19 protein-coding genes are annotated in these 17520 nt (G+C 70.5%); 10 read left to right on the forward strand and 9 right to left on the reverse strand.

The features are described from left to right. The first annotated feature begins 65 nt into the window (after positions 1-65). The 5 genes from ACZ56E_RS30970 (at position 66) to ACZ56E_RS30990 (ending at position 3757) form a co-directional block, all read left to right on the forward strand. Positions 66-722: a TIGR03086 family metal-binding protein gene (locus ACZ56E_RS30970; RefSeq protein ID WP_471219175.1), complete on the forward strand. Its 657-nt coding sequence runs from the start codon at positions 66-68 to the stop codon at positions 720-722. 197 nt (positions 723-919) lie between these two features. Next, positions 920-1711 carry an HAD family acid phosphatase gene (locus tag ACZ56E_RS30975; protein ID WP_471219177.1) on the forward strand — a complete coding sequence of 264 codons (792 nt, stop codon included), beginning with the start codon at positions 920-922 and terminating at the stop codon, positions 1709-1711. A gap of 167 nt (positions 1712-1878) precedes the next feature. Continuing rightward, on the forward strand, positions 1879-2622 hold the full coding sequence (locus ACZ56E_RS30980) for a CPBP family intramembrane glutamic endopeptidase (RefSeq protein WP_471219179.1): 744 nt from the start codon (positions 1879-1881) through the stop codon (positions 2620-2622). A 14-nt stretch (positions 2623-2636) separates the two neighbouring features. Further along, positions 2637-2981: a PadR family transcriptional regulator gene (locus ACZ56E_RS30985; protein ID WP_398307624.1), complete on the forward strand. Its 345-nt coding sequence runs from the start codon at positions 2637-2639 to the stop codon at positions 2979-2981. Beyond that, complete coding sequence (locus ACZ56E_RS30990) at positions 2978-3757, forward strand: HAAS signaling domain-containing protein (RefSeq protein ID WP_471219181.1); 780 nt, start codon at positions 2978-2980, stop codon at positions 3755-3757. Before ACZ56E_RS30985 ends, ACZ56E_RS30990 begins: the two co-directional genes overlap by 4 nt. A 36-nt stretch (positions 3758-3793) precedes the next feature. Here the strand turns inward: ACZ56E_RS30990 and ACZ56E_RS30995 are convergent, their stop codons facing one another. The 6 genes from ACZ56E_RS30995 to ACZ56E_RS31020 all read right to left on the reverse strand — a co-directional run bounded on the left by ACZ56E_RS30995 (position 3794) and on the right by ACZ56E_RS31020 (position 8746). Next, positions 3794-5242 (reverse strand): peptidoglycan D,D-transpeptidase FtsI family protein, encoded by a 1449-nt coding sequence (locus ACZ56E_RS30995; protein WP_471219183.1) that lies wholly within the window; start codon positions 5240-5242, stop codon positions 3794-3796. Between the two features lie 63 nt (positions 5243-5305). Then, positions 5306-5968, reverse strand: a complete 663-nt coding sequence (locus ACZ56E_RS31000; RefSeq protein ID WP_471219185.1) for a response regulator transcription factor — start codon at positions 5966-5968, stop codon at positions 5306-5308. A gap of 32 nt (positions 5969-6000) precedes the next feature. Further along, entirely contained in the window at positions 6001-7251 is a 1251-nt protein-coding gene (locus tag ACZ56E_RS31005; RefSeq protein WP_471219187.1) for a sensor histidine kinase, read from the reverse strand. After that, positions 7248-7403, reverse strand: a complete 156-nt coding sequence (locus tag ACZ56E_RS31010; protein WP_471219189.1) for a hypothetical protein — start codon at positions 7401-7403, stop codon at positions 7248-7250. Before ACZ56E_RS31010 ends, ACZ56E_RS31005 begins: the two co-directional genes overlap by 4 nt. A gap of 89 nt (positions 7404-7492) precedes the next feature. Then, a complete protein-coding gene (locus ACZ56E_RS31015; protein WP_471219191.1) occupies positions 7493-7969 on the reverse strand; it encodes a GNAT family N-acetyltransferase in 477 nt (158 codons plus the stop codon). A gap of 3 nt (positions 7970-7972) precedes the next feature. Further along, positions 7973-8746: an IclR family transcriptional regulator gene (locus tag ACZ56E_RS31020; RefSeq protein ID WP_471219193.1), complete on the reverse strand. Its 774-nt coding sequence runs from the start codon at positions 8744-8746 to the stop codon at positions 7973-7975. 122 nt (positions 8747-8868) lie between these two features. On the opposite strand from ACZ56E_RS31020, the gene ACZ56E_RS31025 reads away from it, so the two are divergent. Then, complete coding sequence (locus ACZ56E_RS31025) at positions 8869-10401, forward strand: aldehyde dehydrogenase (NADP(+)) (RefSeq protein ID WP_471219195.1); 1533 nt, start codon at positions 8869-8871, stop codon at positions 10399-10401. A gap of 4 nt (positions 10402-10405) precedes the next feature. Further along, entirely contained in the window at positions 10406-11014 is a 609-nt protein-coding gene (locus ACZ56E_RS31030; RefSeq protein WP_468609483.1) for a DUF1349 domain-containing protein, read from the forward strand. Here ACZ56E_RS31030 and ACZ56E_RS31035 read toward each other — a convergent pair. Further along, positions 11011-12138 (reverse strand): Gfo/Idh/MocA family protein, encoded by a 1128-nt coding sequence (locus ACZ56E_RS31035; protein WP_471219198.1) that lies wholly within the window; start codon positions 12136-12138, stop codon positions 11011-11013. The two genes, ACZ56E_RS31030 and ACZ56E_RS31035, sit on opposite strands and share 4 nt — an antisense overlap. Positions 12139-12201: 63 nt before the next feature. Between ACZ56E_RS31035 and ACZ56E_RS31040 the strand changes: the two genes are divergently transcribed. The 3 genes from ACZ56E_RS31040 to ACZ56E_RS31050 all read left to right on the forward strand — a co-directional run bounded on the left by ACZ56E_RS31040 (position 12202) and on the right by ACZ56E_RS31050 (position 15880). Beyond that, on the forward strand, positions 12202-12582 hold the full coding sequence (locus ACZ56E_RS31040; RefSeq protein ID WP_471219199.1) for a winged helix-turn-helix transcriptional regulator: 381 nt from the start codon (positions 12202-12204) through the stop codon (positions 12580-12582). Positions 12583-12630: 48 nt separating this feature from the next. Continuing rightward, positions 12631-12912, forward strand: a complete 282-nt coding sequence (locus ACZ56E_RS31045) for a peptidylprolyl isomerase (RefSeq protein ID WP_471219201.1) — start codon at positions 12631-12633, stop codon at positions 12910-12912. A gap of 1759 nt (positions 12913-14671) precedes the next feature. After that, positions 14672-15880, forward strand: coding sequence for a helix-turn-helix transcriptional regulator (locus tag ACZ56E_RS31050; RefSeq protein ID WP_471219203.1), 1209 nt, complete (start codon positions 14672-14674; stop codon positions 15878-15880). 359 nt (positions 15881-16239) lie between these two features. Here the strand turns inward: ACZ56E_RS31050 and ACZ56E_RS31055 are convergent, their stop codons facing one another. Continuing rightward, the gene (locus ACZ56E_RS31055) at positions 16240-17034 is read right to left on the reverse strand and encodes a VG15 protein (RefSeq protein WP_471219205.1); all 795 of its coding nucleotides are present in this window, start codon (positions 17032-17034) and stop codon (positions 16240-16242) included. Next, on the reverse strand, positions 17034-17513 hold the full coding sequence (locus tag ACZ56E_RS31060) for a hypothetical protein (protein ID WP_471219208.1): 480 nt from the start codon (positions 17511-17513) through the stop codon (positions 17034-17036). The genes ACZ56E_RS31055 and ACZ56E_RS31060 overlap by 1 nt, the downstream gene beginning before the upstream one ends. Positions 17514-17520: the final 7 nt, after the last annotated feature.

The raw sequence follows: 17520 nt of genomic DNA on the forward strand, positions 1-17520 counted from the left end.
GTTCGGGGCACGTGCGGAGTCCACAAGGGGAGACGTACCGACATCGCCCCCTCAGGAGGACCCCCATGACCGACATCCTCGACCTCGGCCCGCAGGCCCGGCTCGTGGCCCGGATCGCCGACCGCGTCACGGACGACCAGCTCGCGGCGCCCACGCCCTGCCCCGAGTACACGGTGCGCAACCTCCTGGGCCATGTGCTCGGCCTCTCCCTGGCCTTCGAACAGGCCGCGCGCAAGGAGTTCGGTCCCGGCCTCGACCAGGCGCCGGGAAGCGTCGTGCCGGACCTCGGGCCCGGCTGGCGCGGCGAGCTGCCGAAGGCGCTCGACGCCCTCGCCGAGGCCTGGCGCTCCCCGGCGGCCTGGCAGGGCATGACCCGGGCGGGCGGCGTCGACCTGCCGGGCGAGATCGCCGGCCTCGTCGCCCTCGACGAACTCGTCGTGCACGGCTGGGACCTGGCGCGCGCGACCGGTCAGGAGTACGCCCCCGACGAGGCGAGCCTGGAGGCCGCCAAGGCACTGCTCACGCCCGAGGGGGACGCCGACGAGGGTGCCGACGGCGACGGCGACGGCGACGGCGACGGTGACGGTGACGGTGACGGAGGTGGGGACGGGGGAGGGCTGTTCGGTGCGCCGGTGCCCGTGCCGGACGACGCGCCCCTCCTGGACCGGGTGATCGGCCTCAGCGGCCGTGACCCGGAATGGCGGGCGCAGGGTCAGAACTGAGCACCCCCCAGGCCGAGCCCGCCCTAGGGCCGAGCCCGCCCTAGGGCCGAGTCCGCCCCAGGGCCGAGTCCGCCCCAGGGCTGAGCCCGCCCCAGGTATGGATCAGGTAAAGGGTCGTCCCACAGTCTCCCCACACCCCGGTCGATGCGCGTAGACAGTCCTTGACCTGCCCGAACCCTGATGCGGAGACGCAACACATGCGGAAGTCCCTACGCGTGGCCGGCCTGGCCACCGCCTGCACCGTCGCCGGTGCCGCCCTCTACACCGCCGGTGCCGCCGGTGCCGACCAGGCCCCGCCGCGCGCCACCAAGGAGCCCCACAACATAGGTCTCCTCGTCGGCGAGATCGACGCCTACTACGGCGCGGCCAAGGGGGCGGACGGCGTGTGGAGGTCCTCGCCCGACAGCCCGTACGCCAAGGACCTGGCCCGCATCCAGGCCAAGGCGAAGAAGGACATCAGGAAGGCCGCGCACCACGCCCGGCACGGCAAGAAGCCGGCGATCGTCCTCGACGTCGACGACACGGCACTGCTCAGCTTCGACTACGAGAAGTCGACCAACTACACGTACGACAACGACAGTTGGTACGCCTACGTCAAGGAGGCCAAGCGCCCCGCCGTCTTCGGCATGCCGCAGCTCGTGAAGTACGCCAAGAGCAAGGGCGTCGAGGTCTTCTTCCTCACCGGCCTCGCCGAGTCGCTGCGCGAGGGCGCCGTCACCAACCTCGCCAGGGCGGGATACGACACGGCGCTCGACCGCACGCACGTCTTCACCAAGGACAAGACGAACCCGCCCGCCTACCTGAAGGACTGCGCGACGCCCGCCGCCTGGAACTGCACCACCGTCCAGTTCAAGGAAGGCACGCGCAAGTACATCGAGTCGACCGGCTACAACATCGTCGGCAGCTTCGGCGACCAGGTGAGCGACCTCGAAGGCGGCTACGCCGACAAGACGTACAAGCTCCCGAATCCGACGTACTACGTCGGATAGGGCAGGCCGACCAGGACCCCAGATGGCCAGCACCCCGATTGGTCAGCGCCCCGAGATAGGTTGCATTCCTGACTAGGTCGCCATACGGTCTAGGTAGCTCAGCCGCTCAGGGGTGGTGCGGCGTACGCCTGTGTGCGCCGCACCACCCCCTCGGGAAGGGGGATCCCATGACCATCACGACGGACTTCTCGCCGGACTTCTCGGCTCCGTCCACCGCCGTCGCCGCCGCGCTCGCCGCCTATCTGCTGCTCGGCGAGCCCTGGGTCGGCCGCCGCATGTACGCGTCGCTGGCCCGGCGCAGGGACACCGAACCCCGCGCCCTCGTCCGCTACTACGGCCTCGTGCTCGCCCTGTGGTGGGCGTTCGCCGCCCTCGCCGGCGCGGCCCTGCTCCTCTCGCCCGGCACCGCCGCCGCCGACCTCGGCCTCGCGCTGCCCGAGCGGCCCGCCTACACGATCGCCGCGATCCTCCTCACCGGCGCGGCCGCGGTCGCCTCCGGACGGAACTTCCGCGACCTCGCCGAGCGCGGCAGGAACGTGCCGGGGCTCGCCGCCATCGAGGCGATGCTGCCGCGCACACCCGTGGAGCGCAGGCTCGCGATCGCCGTCGCCGTGTCCGACGGCGTCTGCGCCGAACTGGTCTACCGCGGCCTGCTCATCGCCTTCGGCGTGGGAGCGCTCGGCCTCGACCTCTACGTGGCGGCGGCCCTGTCCGTCCTCGTCTTCGCGCTGGCCGGCTGGTACCAGGGCCGTCAGGGTGTCCTCGTCTTCGCCCTCTTCGGCGCGATGTTCACCGGGCTCTACCTCGCCACGGGCAGCCTGCTGCTCCCCGTCGCCCTGCACGTCTTCCTCTCCGTACGCGATCTGATGCTCCCCGCGCCCGAGAAGCCGCACCCGGCAACCGCCGTCTGAAAGGCAGACCCGCAGTGACGACCGACCGCCGCGCCAGCTGGTTCAAAGGCGTACTCGACCTCCTCGTGCTCGCCGGCCTCACCGACGGCGAGAGCTACGGCTACGAGATCGCCAAGATGCTCGGAGCCGCGGGCTTCGGCCAGATCAAGGGGGGCACGCTCTATCCGGTGCTGAACCGCCTGGAGGAGGCGGGCCTCGTCGCCGCGGAGTTCCGCGCCGCCGAGAAGGGGCCGGGGCGCCGCTACTACCGGCTCACCGACGCCGGCCGGGAAACCCTCGGCGAGCAGGGCGGGCTGTGGCTCGCCTTCGACGGATCCGTACGAGAAGTCCTCGCGAAGGCCGGAGTGGAAGCACGATGAAAGAACAGCACGCACAGCACGCACAGCATGCGGTGAACGCGCGGTACGGGCAGGACGGCTACCTCGCCGACCTCGCCGAGCGGCTGCGGGCACAGGGCCTGCCCGACGACCGCGTCGAGGCGACCGTCACGGACCTCGCCGCCCACCTGGAGGAGTCCGGGGCCGAGGACGCGGAGGCGGAGTTCGGGCCCGTCGAGGAGTTCGCCGCGCAGCTGGTGCCCGCCACGGGGGAGCGGGCACCGCAGGCGCCGGACGAGCGGGTGGAGACCTGGCGCTGGACCGCCGACACGTACGTCGACGAGGAGCTCCTGAACCGCTTCGGCGACGAGGGCTGGGAGGTCGAGCGGGTCGACGCCCTCGGCCGCTTCGTCAGCCACCGCGACATGACGCAGCCGCAGCGCTGGGAGTACCGGCGCGAGCTGGTCACGCGCGGCCGTGAGGGCCTGGACGAGCGGCTCGCCCCCGACGGCTGGGAGCTGTGCGGCGAGTGGATCGTCTACGCCTGGTACAAGCGCCCCAGGGCCGCGAGCATCGGCCCCGCCGCCCGGCTCACGGCCGCCCCGCCGGCCCCGGCCCGCTCCCGCTTCTTCAGCCGGAAGTTCTACGCCCTCCTTGCCGTCCTCGCGGTGGCCGTGGCGGTCGCGGGCGCGGCGGTGGCGGCCGACGAGAACGACGCGGCGTCCGGCGCGGGCTTCGCGGTGGGCCTGCTGACCGGCGCGGCGGCGGTCGTGGCGCTCGCGTGGGGAGTGTCGAGGTGGCGCGGGCGCCGGGGGTAGGACACGTCCGCCCCCGGGGCCGCCCGGCACCCGCCGTCAGCCCTTGAGCGCCGCCGCCATCATCGCCTTGGCGATGGGGGCCGCCAGGCCGTTGCCGCTGACCTCGTCGCGGGCCGCGCTCGACGACTCGATCATCACCGCGACCGCCACCTCCTTGCCGTCGCTGCCCTTGGCGTACGACGTGAACCAGGCGTACGGCGTCTTGCTGTTGTTCTCGCCGTGCTGGGCCGTGCCCGTCTTGCCGCCGACGGTGGCGCCGCTGATCTTCGCGTTCGAACCGGTGCCCTTCTCGACGACCGTCTGCATCGCGGACTGCAGGCCCTCGGCGGTGGACTCGTCCATGACGCGCTGGGAGTCGCCGTCGTCGTACTTCTCCAGGATGTTGCCGTCGGAGTCGCTGATCTGCGAGACCATGTGCGGCGCGGCGAGCACACCGCCGTTGGCGATGGCGGCCGACACCATCGACATCTGGAGCGGGGTCGCCGTCACGTCGAACTGGCCGATGCCGGTGAGCGCCGTCTGCGCCTTGTCCATGTCCGAGGGGTAGACGCTCTTCGCCGCGCGCACCGGCACGTCCAGCTTGTCGGCGTTGAAGCCCATCTTCTCCGCCATCGCCTTCACCTTGTCCTGGCCCAGGTCGACGGCCATCTTCGCGAAGACGTTGTTGCAGGAGTACTGGAGCGCCGTGCGGATGTCCGCGTTCTCGCAGGGGGCGGCCTGGTTCTCGTTCTTGAGGACTGTGCGCGTCCCGGGCAGCGTGTACGGATTCGGGCTGCTCGTCCGCGTGTCCACCGAGTCGTAGAGACCGTCCTCAAGGGCTGCCGCCGCCACGACCAGCTTGAACGTCGACCCGGGCGGCAGCGGCTGCCGCATCGCGCGGTTGACCATCGGCTTCTCCTTGTCGGTGGTCAGCTCCCGCCACGCCTTGGAGTCCGTGGAACCGCTGATCCTCGACGGGTCGTACGACGGCGTCGAGACCATGCCGAGGATCTTGCCGGTCTCGGGGTCGACGGCGACCGCCGCGCCCTTGGTGTCGCCCAGCGCCTTGTAGCCGGCCTTCTGCACCGCCGGGTCGATCGTCGTGACGACGTCGCCGGGGTCGGCCCGCTTGTTGGTGAGCGTGTCGAGGGGGTTCTTCAGACGGTTGTCGGTGCCGTCGAGCAGGTCTCCGTAGATCCCTTCGAGCTGGGTGGCGCCGTAGACCTGGGAGCTGTAGCCCGTGACGGGTGCGTAGAGGTCGCCGTTCTTGTAGGTCCGCTTGTACGCGAGGTCTCCCCCTGTCGTCCGCTCGGAGCCGGTGATGGCCTCACCGCCCACGATGATGTCGCCCAGCGGGGCCGCGTACTGCTCTATCGCGTTGCGCCGGTTGTGCTTGTCGTCCGCGAGCGCCTTCGAGTCGTGGAACTGCACCCATGTCGCCCGGACCAGCAGGGCGAGCACGAGCAGCAGTGCGAAGACCGAGGCGTGCCTGATCGTCTTGTTCATCCCGTGGGAGGACGAGCGGAGGGGAGGGTTTCGTTCCCTTGTGGCGTGCTTGCGACCGATTTCTCATCGAGCCTTCATGAAGCCCGCCTCGTACGCCGCGATCACCGCCTGCGTGCGGTCCCGCGCCCCCGTCTTGGCGAGGACCGACGCCACGTGCGTCTTCACCGTCGCCGCGCCCACCCCCATCCGCCCGGCGATCTCCGCGTTGGTCAGGCCCGCCGCCATCAGCCGCAGCACGTCGCTCTCCCGGCCGGTGAGCCGCGCCACCCAGGCGGGCGGCGCGGGCTCGGCGCGGCCGTACTCGGCGGCCAGGGCGCGGACGGCCGCGGGGAAGAGCAGCGATTCGCTGCGCGCCACGAGCCGGACCGCCTGGACGAGCTCGTCGGCGTCCGCCCGCTTGAGGAGGAACCCGGCGGCTCCGGCGCGCAGCGCCTCGTACACGTACGCGTCGTTCTCGAAGGTCGTCACGACGACGACGCGCGGCGGCCCGGACATCGTCCGCAGGATCTGCTCGGTCGCGCGTATCCCGTCGGTCTCCGGCATGCGCACGTCCATCAGGACGACGTCCGGCTTCAGATCGCGTACGACGGAGACCGCCTCGGCGCCCGTCGCCGCCTCGCCCACCACCTCGATGCCGGGCTCGGCGGAGAGGATCGCGCGCAGGGCGGTGCGCACCATGCGCTCGTCGTCCGCGAGGACGACCCGGATGTTGTCGTCGGCCGTCATGGCTGTCCCTTCGGGGGAAGTCGTACGTCAGGTCAGTTCAGGGGAAGGCGTACGTCGAGTCGCCACAGGCCGTCCGTGGGGCCGGCCTCGGCCGTGCCGCCGAGCAGCCTGGCCCGGTCCGCGATGCCGCGCAGGCCGTGGCCGCCGCCGGGCCGGGGCGCGGCGGGGGAGCGGTCCGGCAGCGGGTTCTCCGCGGTGACGGTGAGGTCGGGGCCGTCCAGGGCGACGCGGAGCGTCACGGAGGTGGCGTCGCCGCCGTGCCGCAGGGCGTTGCTCAGGGCCTCCTGCACGATGCGGTAGGCCTCGCGGGAGACCAGCGGCGGGAGGGACTCGGGGTCCGCGGCGACGGTGGCCGTCACCCGGAGTCCGGCCGCCCCGGTGCGGCGCAGCAGGCCGTCCAGGTCGGCGGCGAGCGTGGGCGCGGGAGCCGTCGGACCCGCGCTGTCGGCCTCCCGCAACACGCCCAGTACGGCGTCGAGTTCGCCTACCGTGCGGCGCGTGGTGTCCTCGATGGCGGCCAGCGCCTCACGGACGAACTCCGGGTCGTGGTCCAGGACGCGGCGGGCCGCGCTCGCCTGGAGGGTGACGGCGCTCAGGGCGTGTCCGACGGAGTCGTGCAGCTCGCGGGCGAGCCGGTTGCGCACGGCGAGGTCGGCGGCGCGCTGTTCGGCGGCGGCGAGCCGGTCGGCGGGCGTCGGCCCGAGCAGAGCGGGCGCCCGGCGCGCGAGCAGCCCGCCGGCCGTGGCGGCGCACGCCGCGAGCGCCACCAGCGACGCGCAGCCGATGACCGGGGAGAGGACCAACAGCCAGGGCTCGCCGAAGACTTCGGGCATCCCGATGCGGCTGTCCGCGAGGACGGCGCAGAAGGGCAGCGCGATCAGGACGCTCGCGAAGGGCGGCAGCGCGAGCGACATGCCGCTGATGACGCCGCCGAAGCCGAGGTGCAGCGTGAACCACGCGGCGGCGCGGGTGCGCGCGACCCGGGTGCGCGCGGGCCCCTCGGCGAGGGAGTCGGCCGGTACTCCGCACAGGGCCCGCACAGCGGCCACCGACATCGGCCGCGTCAGCGGGAACAGCGCGGTGACGGCGGCGAGCGGCAGCCCGACGGCGAACGCGCTGAGCTGGGCGCCGAGCGAGCCCAGGATCGCTTCGTCGTCGAAGAGCGGCCCGACGACGATGGAGCCGACGAGGACGTACGGCATGGCGAGGGCGCCGCCGAGGATCAGATGGACCCAGCGGCGGCGCGCCCGGCGCCCGAACAGGGTGGTGGCGAGTGTCTTCACGCGGTGACGCCGGTCCGCCGCGCGAGGAAGCAGCTCGTGTGGACGGCGACGATCCCCCCGATGATCATGCCGACAGCGTAGGTCGTGCGGGCGGGACGCGGAACGCGGCCCGGGGCGGACGGCGCCGGGGCGGGGGACGGTGTGTGCGGCATGTGTCCAAGATCGCGCCGGGGACGACGCGGCACCTCATACGCCGGGCCGATCCGCCTCCGCCGCACGGCGGAGACGGCGCCGAGCGGACTCAGTCCTCGCGCAGGACGAGGACCACCTCGTCGATCTCCTTGCCGCGCGCCGCGGCGTATCCCCGCTCGGTGACGGAGAGGCGGAAGCCGCACTTCTCCAGGACCCGGATCGAGCCCGCGTTGTCCGCCGTCGCCCGGGCGTAGAGCGGCCGGTCCGGTTCCAGTTCGAGCAGGCCGCGCAGGGCCGCGGTGGCCAGGCCCCGGCCCCAGTGGGCGCGGTCGATCCAGTACGTGACCTCCCGCTCGCCGGGGTCGCCGTACACCCCCGCGCTGCCCACCACGTCGCCGTCCGCGAGGACCGTGCGCACGGTGACGTCGGCGGAGCCGCGCAGTTTCGTCCAGTGCGCCTCGAAGGCGTCCCGGTCGGCCGGGTCCTCGGGGGTGAAGGCGGCCATGTGGCCGGCCACGGGATCGTTCATCTGCCGGTAGAAGACGGGCAGATCGCTGTCGTGGACTTCGCGCAGGCTGACATCCATGCGTCAGAGCCTACGAGTCGCCAGTGTCAGCCGGTCCCGGGCGTCGAAGAGGGCGTCCTTGACCATCTGTTCGTGCGCGGGCGTGAGCCGTGCCACCGGCACCGAGCAGCTGATCGCGTCGCGCGCGGGGGTGCGGTAGGGGATGGCGACGCCGAAGCAGCGCAGGCCGAGCGTGTTCTCCTCGCGGTCGACCGCGAAGCCCTGCTCGCGCACCGTGCGCAGCTCCTCGATGAGCTTCTCGCGGTCGGTGATGGTGTGCTCGGTGAGCGCGGGCAGCGTCTCCGGGAGCAGCGCGCGGACCTGCTCGTCGGTGTGCGTGGCGAGCAGCGCCTTGCCGAGCGAGGTGGAGTGTGCGGGGAGGCGGCGGCCCACGCGTGTGAACGGCCGGAGGTAGTGCTGCGACTGGCGGGTGGCGAGATAGACCACGTTCATCCCGTCGAGCCGGGCGAGGTGGATGGTCTCCGTGGTGTCGTCGGAGAGCCGGTCCAGGGTCTGGCGGGCGGCGGCCACGACCTCGTCGCCGTCGATGTACGAGGTGCCGACGAGCAGGGCGCGCACGCCGATGCCGTACCGCGTGCCGGTGGCGTCCGTCTCGACCCAGCCGAGCTCGACCAGGGTGCGGAGCAGCATGTACAGGCTCGACTTGGGATAGCCGACGGCCTCCTGGACCGCGGCCAGGGAGTGCATTCCGGGGCTGCCCGCGAAGTACTCGAGCAATTCCACCGTCCGCACCGCGGACTTGACCTGCGCACCGCCTCCGGTCTCGCCAGCCGACATCGCCCTTGACCCCTTTGAACGCCGAGAAATAGTCTCAAGTCCCCGCCGTTCATCAACGGAGACGGTGTTCAGCATATCGAACAGCCCTGGTGAGTGGCATACGTCTGGAAAGGGAATCCGCGGTGGCAGCAGCACCAGTCTGGAGTGTCGACCCCCGAACCGGGAAGCAGCGCGAGCAGGTTGCGGTGGAAGCCACAGCCGGGGAGGTCGACCGGGCGGTCCGCGCGGCCCGCGACGCGGCGCCCGCACTCGCCGACCGCGCGGTCCGCGCCGCCTTCCTGCGCACCGCGGCCGACCTCCTCGAAGAGGCGAAGGACGACCTCGTGGCGGCCGCGGACGCGGAGACCGCGCTCGGGCCCGTCCGGCTCACCGGTGAACTCGCCCGCACCTGCTACCAGTTGCGTTCCTTCGCGGACATCGTCGACGAGGGCGCCTTCCTCGGCGTCGTCATCGACCACCCCGACGCCACGGCGACCCCGCCCATACCGGACCTGCGCCGCTACAAGATCCCGCTCGGCGTCGTCGCGGTCTACTCCGCGTCCAACTTCCCCTTCGCCTTCTCCGTGCCCGGCGGCGACACCGCGAGCGCACTCGCCGCGGGCTGCCCGGTCGTGGTCAAGGCCCACCCGGACCACCCGGACACCTCCGAACGGGTCGCCGCCGTGCTGCGCAGGGCCGCCGCCGCGCACGACATCCCCGAGGGTGTCCTCGGCCTCCTGCACGGCTTCGAGGCGGGCGTCGAGCTGGTCAAGCACCCGCTGGTGTCCGGCGCCGGCTTCACCGGCTCCATCCGCGGCGGGCGCGCCCTCTTCGACGCGGCCGCCGCCCGGCCCGTCCCCATCCCCTTCCACGGCGAGCTCGGCTCCCTCAACCCCGTCGTCGTCACCGAGGCCGCCGCCGCCGAGCGCGGCGAGCAGATCGGCACCGGGCTCGCCGGGTCGATGACGCTCGGCGTCGGCCAGTTCTGCGTCAAGCCCGGCCTGGTCCTCGCCCCCGAGGGCGCGGGCGGCGACCGGCTCCTGAAGTCCCTGACCGAAGCGGTCGGCGCCACCGAGGACGGGGTGCTCCTGGACCACCGGATGCGGGACAACTTCGTCGCCGGGGTGCGCGAGCGCGCCGAACTGCCCGACGTCGAAGCCCCGGTGACCCCCGGTGCGGGTGGCGAGCACACCGTCAGCGCCGGCTTCCTGACCGTCCCGGCCGCGCGCCTCGCCGAAGAAGGGGCGTACGACCTGCTTCTGGAGGAGTGCTTCGGCCCGGTCACCGTCGTCGCGCGGTACACCGACGCGGCGGAGATCACCGCCGTCCTCTCCCGGCTGCCCGGCAACCTCACCGCCACCGTGCAGCTCTCCTCGGACGAGGCGGCGGGGGAGAGCGGCCGGGGCGCCGAGCTGCTCGCCGAGCTCACCCCGCTCGCGGGGCGCGTCCTCGTCGACGGCTGGCCCACCGGCGTCGCCGTCGCCCCCGCCCAGCACCACGGCGGCCCCTACCCCGCGACGACCTCGACCTCGACGTCCGTCGGCGGCACGGCCGTCGAGCGCTGGCTGCGCCCGGTCGCGTACCAGAACACCCCCGAGGCGCTGCTCCCGCCGGAGCTGCGCGACGACAACCCGCTGGGCCTGCCGCGGCGTTACGACGGGCGCCTGGAACACTGACCGCATGGACGTCACCATCGAGCAACTCCCGTTCTCCCTGCGCACGTACGGCCCCGACGGGCACTGGTCGTACGAGGACGGGGTGCTCACCGGCTGGGCGGGCGCCCGGCAGGACCGCTTCGTGCCGCCGACGGGCGAGGCGCTGGAGCCCGCCTCCGACGCGCCCCGCCTCCTCGGCGCCCCCGAGGGCGACTTCCAGCTGATCGCCCGCGTCACGGTCGGCTTCGCCGCCGCCTTCGACGCGGGCGTGCTGTATCTCCACGTGGGGGAGCGGGAGTGGGCCAAGCTGTGCCTGGAACGCTCCCCGGACGAGCCCACGATCTGCACGGTCGTCACCCGCGGCCGCTCCGACGACGCCAACGCCTTCGTGGTGGACGGCAGCAGCGCCTGGCTGCGCGTCAGCCGTACGGGGTCGGCGTTCGCGTTCCACGCGTCGACGGACGGCGAGCGGTGGACGTTCGTGCGGATCTTCTCGCTCGGCGACGAGGAGACGGCGGGCGCCGCACTCGTCGGCTTCATGGCGCAGTCACCCGTCGGCGAGGGCTGCGTGGTGACGTACGACCACATCGAGTTCCGCCCCAACTGGCCGCGGGGGCTGCGGGACGGCTCCTAGGTCCCGGGGCGGAGAGCGACGCGGGTGCCGGTGGCCGCCGCGTGTTCGATGGCGTCGAGCAGTCGCTGGCGCCGCACCGCGTGCGCGAAGTCCGGGACCGGGGCGCCGCCTTCGGCCGGGCCGGTGAGCATCCGGGCGTACTGCGCCCCTACGTTGTACGCGGGAAGTCCGCGCAGATCGTCCAGTTCGGGGACGTCGAAGTACCGTCCGGGCACGGGGAGTTCGCCGGCCGCCGGGTCCGTGCCGCGGGCGCCCCGCACGGTGAGCGCGGCCTGTTGCAGATGGCCGGAGTCGCCGGTGATCACCAGGTCGCCCTCCGTGCCGTTGATCTCCCAGTGGAAGTTCGTGCCACGGGACAGGCCGCCCCGGAAGTGCGCGGAGGCGACGGCCCCCGAGTCCAGCCGCCCGCTCACCGCGATCTGGTCGTCGACGGTCATGGCGGCCGGGCGGCCCGTGCCCTCCTCGCGCACGACGGGACGCCGGGTCGCCAGGGTCGCCGAGACCTCGGTGAACTCGCCGAGCACCATGGAGACGGCGTCGACGGTGTGCCCGAAGGGGATGGTCAGCATGGTCCCGCCGTTCCGCCTGTCCAGGAGGTACTCCCCGGACGGCTCGAAGACGGGACCCCAGCGCCGCCCCGACGCGACCAGGCTGGTCGACAGGACCTCGCCGACGTACCCGTCGGCGACGAGATCGCGGACGAACCGCACGGCGGGCGCCGAGCGCGCCTGCAGCCCCGCGAACGTCCGCACACCCGCCCGCTCCGCGGCCGCCGCCAGCTCCTCCGCCTCGGCGAGACCGTTGCCGAGCGGCCACTCCGACAGCACCGCCTTGCCCGCGCCGAGCGCGCCGAGGATGACCTCGCGGTGCAGCGGCACCCGCACGCTCACCACGACGAGGTCGACCTCGTCGCTGCGGACGAGCTCGGCGGCCGAGCCGAACGTCAGCGGCACCCCGTACTTCTCACCCGCGGCCCGCGCCGAGGCGTCGCTGGAGGCGGCGAGGGCGCGCAGTTCGTAGCCGTCGAGGCGGGCCAGCGCGGGGACGTGGGAGTGGGGGGCCCAGCCGCCGGTGGCGGAGAGACCGACGAGACCGACGCGGACGGGTGCGGTGGTGGATTCCATGAGCCGGACGCTAGGCGGGAGGCCCTGATCACCCGCAAGGGCCCCAACTATATTCTGGAAACCATGACTGGTCAGAGCCGTGAGGACACCCGCAGCCGGCACGACATCTACGGCCTGCTCTGCCCCGGCCGCGCGGTCTTCGAGCTGCTCGTCCACAAGTGGACGGGCCTCGCCATCACCGCCCTGGCGGACGGCCCGCGCCGCTTCGGGGAGCTGCGCCGCAAGCTGGAGGGCGTCAGCCCCAAGGTGCTCACCCAGACCCTGCGCCGCCTGGAGGAGAACGGCCTCGTGACGCGCACGGTCCACGCCGAGGTCCCGCCCCGCGTCGAGTACGAACTGACCGAGCTCGGCCGCGGCGCCCTGGAACCCCTCGCCCACCTGCGCACCTGGATCAGGGCGAACACGGGAAGGTTCGCGGCGGCGGAGTCCCTGGCAGGGGAGTGAGGTGTTTACCCTTGGCGGCGTTCATATGTACTCGAAAGGACGTGACACATGGCTAGGGCCACCGCGCGACACATCTTGGTCTCGACCGAGGCGGAAGCGCTTCAGCTGAAGCAGCAGATCGAGGGCGGAGCGGACTTCGCCGAGCTGGCCAAGCAGCACTCCTCGTGCCCCTCGTCGAGCGCCGGCGGCAACCTCGGCTCGTTCGGCCCGGGACAGATGGTCCCCGAGTTCGACCAGGTCGTCTTCTCGGCCCCGGTCGGCGAGGTCCAGGGCCCGGTGAAGACCCAGTTCGGGTCGCACCTCGTCGAGGTCACCAGCCGCCAGGACTGACGCGGCGCGCCGGGCCGTGCCGCTGAGGCACGGCCCGGTACCGGCGCGTCCGTGCCGGCACTTCCCCGTGGGGGAATGAGACGGTCTGCCCGTACGTTGACGGACTGAGCGGAGGCACCCTCCGCACCGACTGCTTCGTACCGTACGACCTGGAAAGAGCCACACATGCGCGTCGAGATCTGGAGCGACATCGCCTGCCCGTGAACCAACGCAACCACAGCTTAGCGCGGGGGTGTTGACCAGCGGGGATGGTCGCGAGAAGACCCCGCCCCACGCCTCGGGGGAGAGCGCAGAACGGGGCCCTTCTTCCTCGTGCCCGACCACGAGGGCTGATCCATCCTCAGCATGTCGCGGCGCCACGATCATGTTGAGGGTGGGACTAGGCATCCATGCCTCGGGCCACTATGAGCGCGACGACGACGACCCATGTGCACCATGCGAGCACGGCCAGCGCGCGGCTCATACGGGGCTCAAGTCGCCAGGGGCCGCTGTCCATTCGACGCCGCCGCCCTCGGGCCACACGAACGCGACCTTACGCGGTCGACGGTCGCCGGGCAGTTTGGTTGGGTCCTCCCACGCAGAGTCAATGGCCTTAAGGATGCCGACGCGGTAGCCGTCCGTGACCTTCGCACCAATGTCCTTCTGGGTGACCATCAGGCAAGCCACCCCATTTCTGCGGCAATTTGGTCCGCCTGAGCCTGCACGGCTACGTCCGCTGGGTCGGTGTACGCCCAGTCGCACTGTCCGGGATGGTCGTGGAAGATCAGGCACGACGTACCCAAAGGGCGGCCGAACGCCGGTTTGAGGCAAAGCACCACGTCTTCAATCCACTGAGTCGACGTGCCGTCTCGCCAACAGAGGAATACGTCACTGCACGGTTCCGCGCTGGCTCCGGTGCGGAGAAACGCCGTGTGGTGATCGTGCGGAACGTCGGCAACCTTGCATTGGAGGGCTTCTCCCAACGGCTCCGCGTACCACTCGATCTGGGGTACGGACTCGGGATCAACCGAGCCGATGCGAGGACATAGGCGTCCGGGACCGCCCGCGCCTCACAGCGGTACATCACGCCGACCCCTCCCGCTGTCGGCACAGCGCGCACGGAAACCGGCACGGGGGCGCGGCTCCAGGCGGAAACGCGATCACTCCGGACGCTGCGTCGCGGACTCCGCCGTACTCGACCCACCAGGGGGCCTGTACGTCCTTCTGCGGGTCCGTGGGGCCGTCCGCGAGGACGACTAGGTGCGGGGGCGGTAGAGGTCGCTGGCGACGAGTGTGCGGCTTTCTGGGGAAGTTCATGCGTGGCCTCCGCACCGATCAGTCCCCGATCCGAGCGCTGTTGCCATGTCAGATCCCCCAAAGAGAAGAGGCATTCGCCTTGGCTACATCGGCACTTATCGCGTCGGATTGCTGTGCGGGCTCGATGGTTTCCGGCTCTGCCTCCCATTCCTTTCCGCCATTCAGCGGGCGGAGCTGGTAGCGCGGCCCCTCGCGCCCCATCACTCGGCCTACGCGCCCCGTGCGGGTATCTCGGACGGTGTCGTTCGTCTGCGGCTCGTACGCAGGCTCTGGGGCCCGTTCGTGTGTCACTGCTCCGGTCACTCCCTCACCCCCATGGCGCTGGCGGTTCTGCAACAAGGCACAGCGAACCAACGGGAGTTGGAGCCGACCACGGCAGAAAGGCCGCAGTCCTGCCGCACCCTGGCCGCAGTGGCTACGCTGACCAGGGCAGACAGCGCAGAGCCAGAGAGGACCGGCCACGATGACCAGTAGGCGGCGGAGGTTCGCGGAGCGCCGGAAAGCATGTGGGCTCAATCAAGAGGAATTCGCGGAAGCAGTCGGCGTAGATCGTTCAACCGTCCAGCGGTGGGAGAACGGAAAGAACGATCCGCAACCCTGGCAACGGCCGAAGATCGCTAAAGCTCTTGGGGTGACGGCGAACGAGCTTGATGACTTGCTGATTCCGGACGCCTTCAAGCAGACTCCCCGCGAATGGATTGCCGTAGCCGAACCGGAGAGCGATGACGAATTCGATGCGCTGGAACTAGCTAGGCGCGTAGCGGCGAGCGATGTAGGAAAGGAGACATTGAGTCGACTCGAAAATGCCTTTGATGAGCTGGCCATGAAGTACCCAAAGTCTCCGCCGCAGGACTTGTTGGAGCGAGTTCGAAAGCACTCCGCCTACGTCGCACATCTCATGGATGCTCGGATGACCCTTGCGGAACAGCGACGCCTTTACGTGGTGGGCGGATGGTTTCAGCTATTGGGTGCCACGCTCCACATTGATCTCAATCAGGAACACGCCGCTACGGCCCGTTTGCAAACGGCCGCGACACTCGCCAAGCACGCGGAGCATCGAGAGATTGAGGCGTGGTGTTATGAGACTGACGCCTGGCGGGTTCTTACGGACGGCGAATATGGCCGCGCACTGGAACTCTCCCAGATCGCGCAGCGGCTAGCCCCCGGTGGAAGTTCGGTAGCCATTCAAGCCACAGCGCAAGAAGGCAGAGCGAGAGCGCGTCTCGGGGAAAGGAAGGAAACCTACGCGGCCATAGATCGCGTACAGCAAATGTCAGTGTCCCTCGTACCGCGAAAGGGAACCGAGCATCATTACCAGTACGACCCTGCAAAATCGCTGGCGTACACAGCGACCACGCTAGCTTGGGTGGGAGATCCCGCAGCCGAGGGGTACGCGCGAGAAGTGATTGCCCGACTGGCCCCGGCTGATGATGTTGAGAAATGGCCGCGCCGTGTGGCTTCCGCGAATATCGACCTAGCATTGGCGCTACTCGGTACCGACCGACTAGACGAAGCGTGCAACTCCGCACAGCGGGCCATACTGTCCGGCCGTATCGTCCCCTCGAATCACTGGCGCGCGCTGGAAGTCGTCGATGCCGTTGAAGCGCGACAGCTCCCGGAAGCCTCGGACCTTCGGGAGGCTTACCAAGGGCTGAAATCTTTGGAGGGCTGAGAGCAAACACGAAAGCCCCCGTGGTCAGCCCCAGCGAAGGAGCGGCCACGGGGGCTCGGGTTTGGGATCGAAGGCTGCGGAACCCTTGGGAATGCTGGGGCCAGGGTCGCAGCCGGCCGGGAAGTCGCCGAATTTCGAAGGCGGCCCGGCGAGACTGCGTGACAATCCGTGTTCAACTGCGGTCCAAGGGAGTTTGGGCGACGCCAAAACCTGTACACGGAGAGAGGTGCCAAGACCTTGCGGTGGGGAAAGGCTTAATTTCGGAGTACCTCCCCACCCCTACTGGCACAATGCGTGACCTTAGAAAGGCAGGGAAAGCACGAACCTGAAGCGAAACCAGAGATTTCGACGTGCGTTCACTATGCCGCCTCAACTGCCTCTCGGCGCTGCCGTCGTTCCTCGTTGAACTCCCGCTGAAAGTTCCTCAGTTGATCGGTCCCGCTGCCCTCTGTTGCGTTCCAGCGGACCAGGTACTCATCTCGCTTGGCCGCATCCTCGGCCGGTATCTCGACACCCCGGAACAGCGGGAGCGTCTGGCAGTGGCAACCCCGGTGGAATTGGTCGGGCTCCAAGTAATCGGAGTACGCGGCCCCTCGGCTGGCAATCATGGCGCAGAATCCGCACGGATCAGCGTCCGTCCTGCGGTACCAGCCGATCACCTCGGCGTCATTCTCTCGGGCCTCGGCCAGCGCATCACGACCGCCCGATTCAGAGAGTCGGCCAGCATCTAGCGCGAGGTTCCGTCCGGCGCTTTGCATCGTGCCCTCAAGGGACTTGAGGAATTCCGGGTCATCCAACCGGCCGCGCCGCATCTGCTCACGGAGCGGGGCAGTGTGCACGTAGTACGAGGTCTTGGCCTTACCGGCCTCGGCCGCTAGGTCTCGGCCGTCCCACACGGAATCCGGCGCAGGCTTACCGGTTGCCGCTTCCCGCGCTGCCTGGTGGTACCTCACGCCCTCGGCGTATGAGCGGCTACGCGAGGTACTGACGAGAGCCTGAAACTCCCGCACGACAGCGGACGATCCCTCGGCGGCTCGCTGCGGAGACAGGCCACGCCACCAGGACGCGACCCGCTCCAGTAGCGATTCGGAGATATCCACTTGCGCCAAGTAGTAAGCCTGTGCAGCCGAGTTGAATTCAGACTGCCGACTCACTAGAACTCCCGCGACTTCCGAAGAATCCGGCTAACGACTCCGTTGGAATTCTGGTCCGTCGGGTCAAGGCCACCAGCCCCCAGGGTCCCATAACTCGAACCAGCGAACTTGGACAGCGTGGCCGCTTCCGCCTCCAGGGCCTCAGCCGTCTCGCCTCGCAGGAACGCCATTAGCTCATCCGGCAGCCCATGACGACGGCCAACGCGTTCACGCTCTAGGGCGACCTCGGCGGCCTTCACGCGTGCCTCGGCATCGTCCAACTGCGCGTTGAGCTGGTGGCGTAGATCCTCGGACGTGCGGAGTGCCGTAGCGGCTTGGTCCACCTCGGCCCGCAGGTCGTCTAGGGACGGCTCAGAGACGGCCTGAGCGCCCGTGTCCGGCATGGAACCAGCCCCGGGGGACGCTTCCACCTCCGGGGCCTCAGAGACGCTTACAGCGGGCTCCTCCGGCGTCTCGGGCGCGTTCTCTACCGCAGCCACAATTGCC

It is taken from the genome of Streptomyces sp. NPDC039480, assembly GCF_055597165.1.

What these genes read in the sequence shown, in the direction of transcription:
- ACZ56E_RS30995 (WP_471219183.1), bottom strand. Translation starts at nt 5,242, where the DNA reads ATGAACAAGACGATCAGGCACGCCTCGGTCTTCGCACTGCTGCTCGTG.
- ACZ56E_RS30980 (WP_471219179.1), top strand. Translation starts at nt 1,879, where the DNA reads ATGACCATCACGACGGACTTCTCGCCGGACTTCTCGGCTCCGTCCACC.
- ACZ56E_RS31020 (WP_471219193.1), bottom strand. Translation starts at nt 8,746, where the DNA reads ATGTCGGCTGGCGAGACCGGAGGCGGTGCGCAGGTCAAGTCCGCGGTG.
- ACZ56E_RS31035 (WP_471219198.1), bottom strand. Translation starts at nt 12,138, where the DNA reads ATGGAATCCACCACCGCACCCGTCCGCGTCGGTCTCGTCGGTCTCTCC.
- ACZ56E_RS31040 (WP_471219199.1), top strand. Translation starts at nt 12,202, where the DNA reads ATGACTGGTCAGAGCCGTGAGGACACCCGCAGCCGGCACGACATCTAC.
- ACZ56E_RS30970 (WP_471219175.1), top strand. Translation starts at nt 66, where the DNA reads ATGACCGACATCCTCGACCTCGGCCCGCAGGCCCGGCTCGTGGCCCGG.
- ACZ56E_RS31045 (WP_471219201.1), top strand. Translation starts at nt 12,631, where the DNA reads ATGGCTAGGGCCACCGCGCGACACATCTTGGTCTCGACCGAGGCGGAA.
- ACZ56E_RS31015 (WP_471219191.1), bottom strand. Translation starts at nt 7,969, where the DNA reads ATGGATGTCAGCCTGCGCGAAGTCCACGACAGCGATCTGCCCGTCTTC.
- ACZ56E_RS31030 (WP_468609483.1), top strand. Translation starts at nt 10,406, where the DNA reads ATGGACGTCACCATCGAGCAACTCCCGTTCTCCCTGCGCACGTACGGC.
- ACZ56E_RS31050 (WP_471219203.1), top strand. Translation starts at nt 14,672, where the DNA reads ATGACCAGTAGGCGGCGGAGGTTCGCGGAGCGCCGGAAAGCATGTGGG.
- ACZ56E_RS30975 (WP_471219177.1), top strand. Translation starts at nt 920, where the DNA reads ATGCGGAAGTCCCTACGCGTGGCCGGCCTGGCCACCGCCTGCACCGTC.
- ACZ56E_RS31010 (WP_471219189.1), bottom strand. Translation starts at nt 7,403, where the DNA reads ATGCCGCACACACCGTCCCCCGCCCCGGCGCCGTCCGCCCCGGGCCGC.
- ACZ56E_RS30990 (WP_471219181.1), top strand. Translation starts at nt 2,978, where the DNA reads ATGAAAGAACAGCACGCACAGCACGCACAGCATGCGGTGAACGCGCGG.
- ACZ56E_RS31000 (WP_471219185.1), bottom strand. Translation starts at nt 5,968, where the DNA reads ATGACGGCCGACGACAACATCCGGGTCGTCCTCGCGGACGACGAGCGC.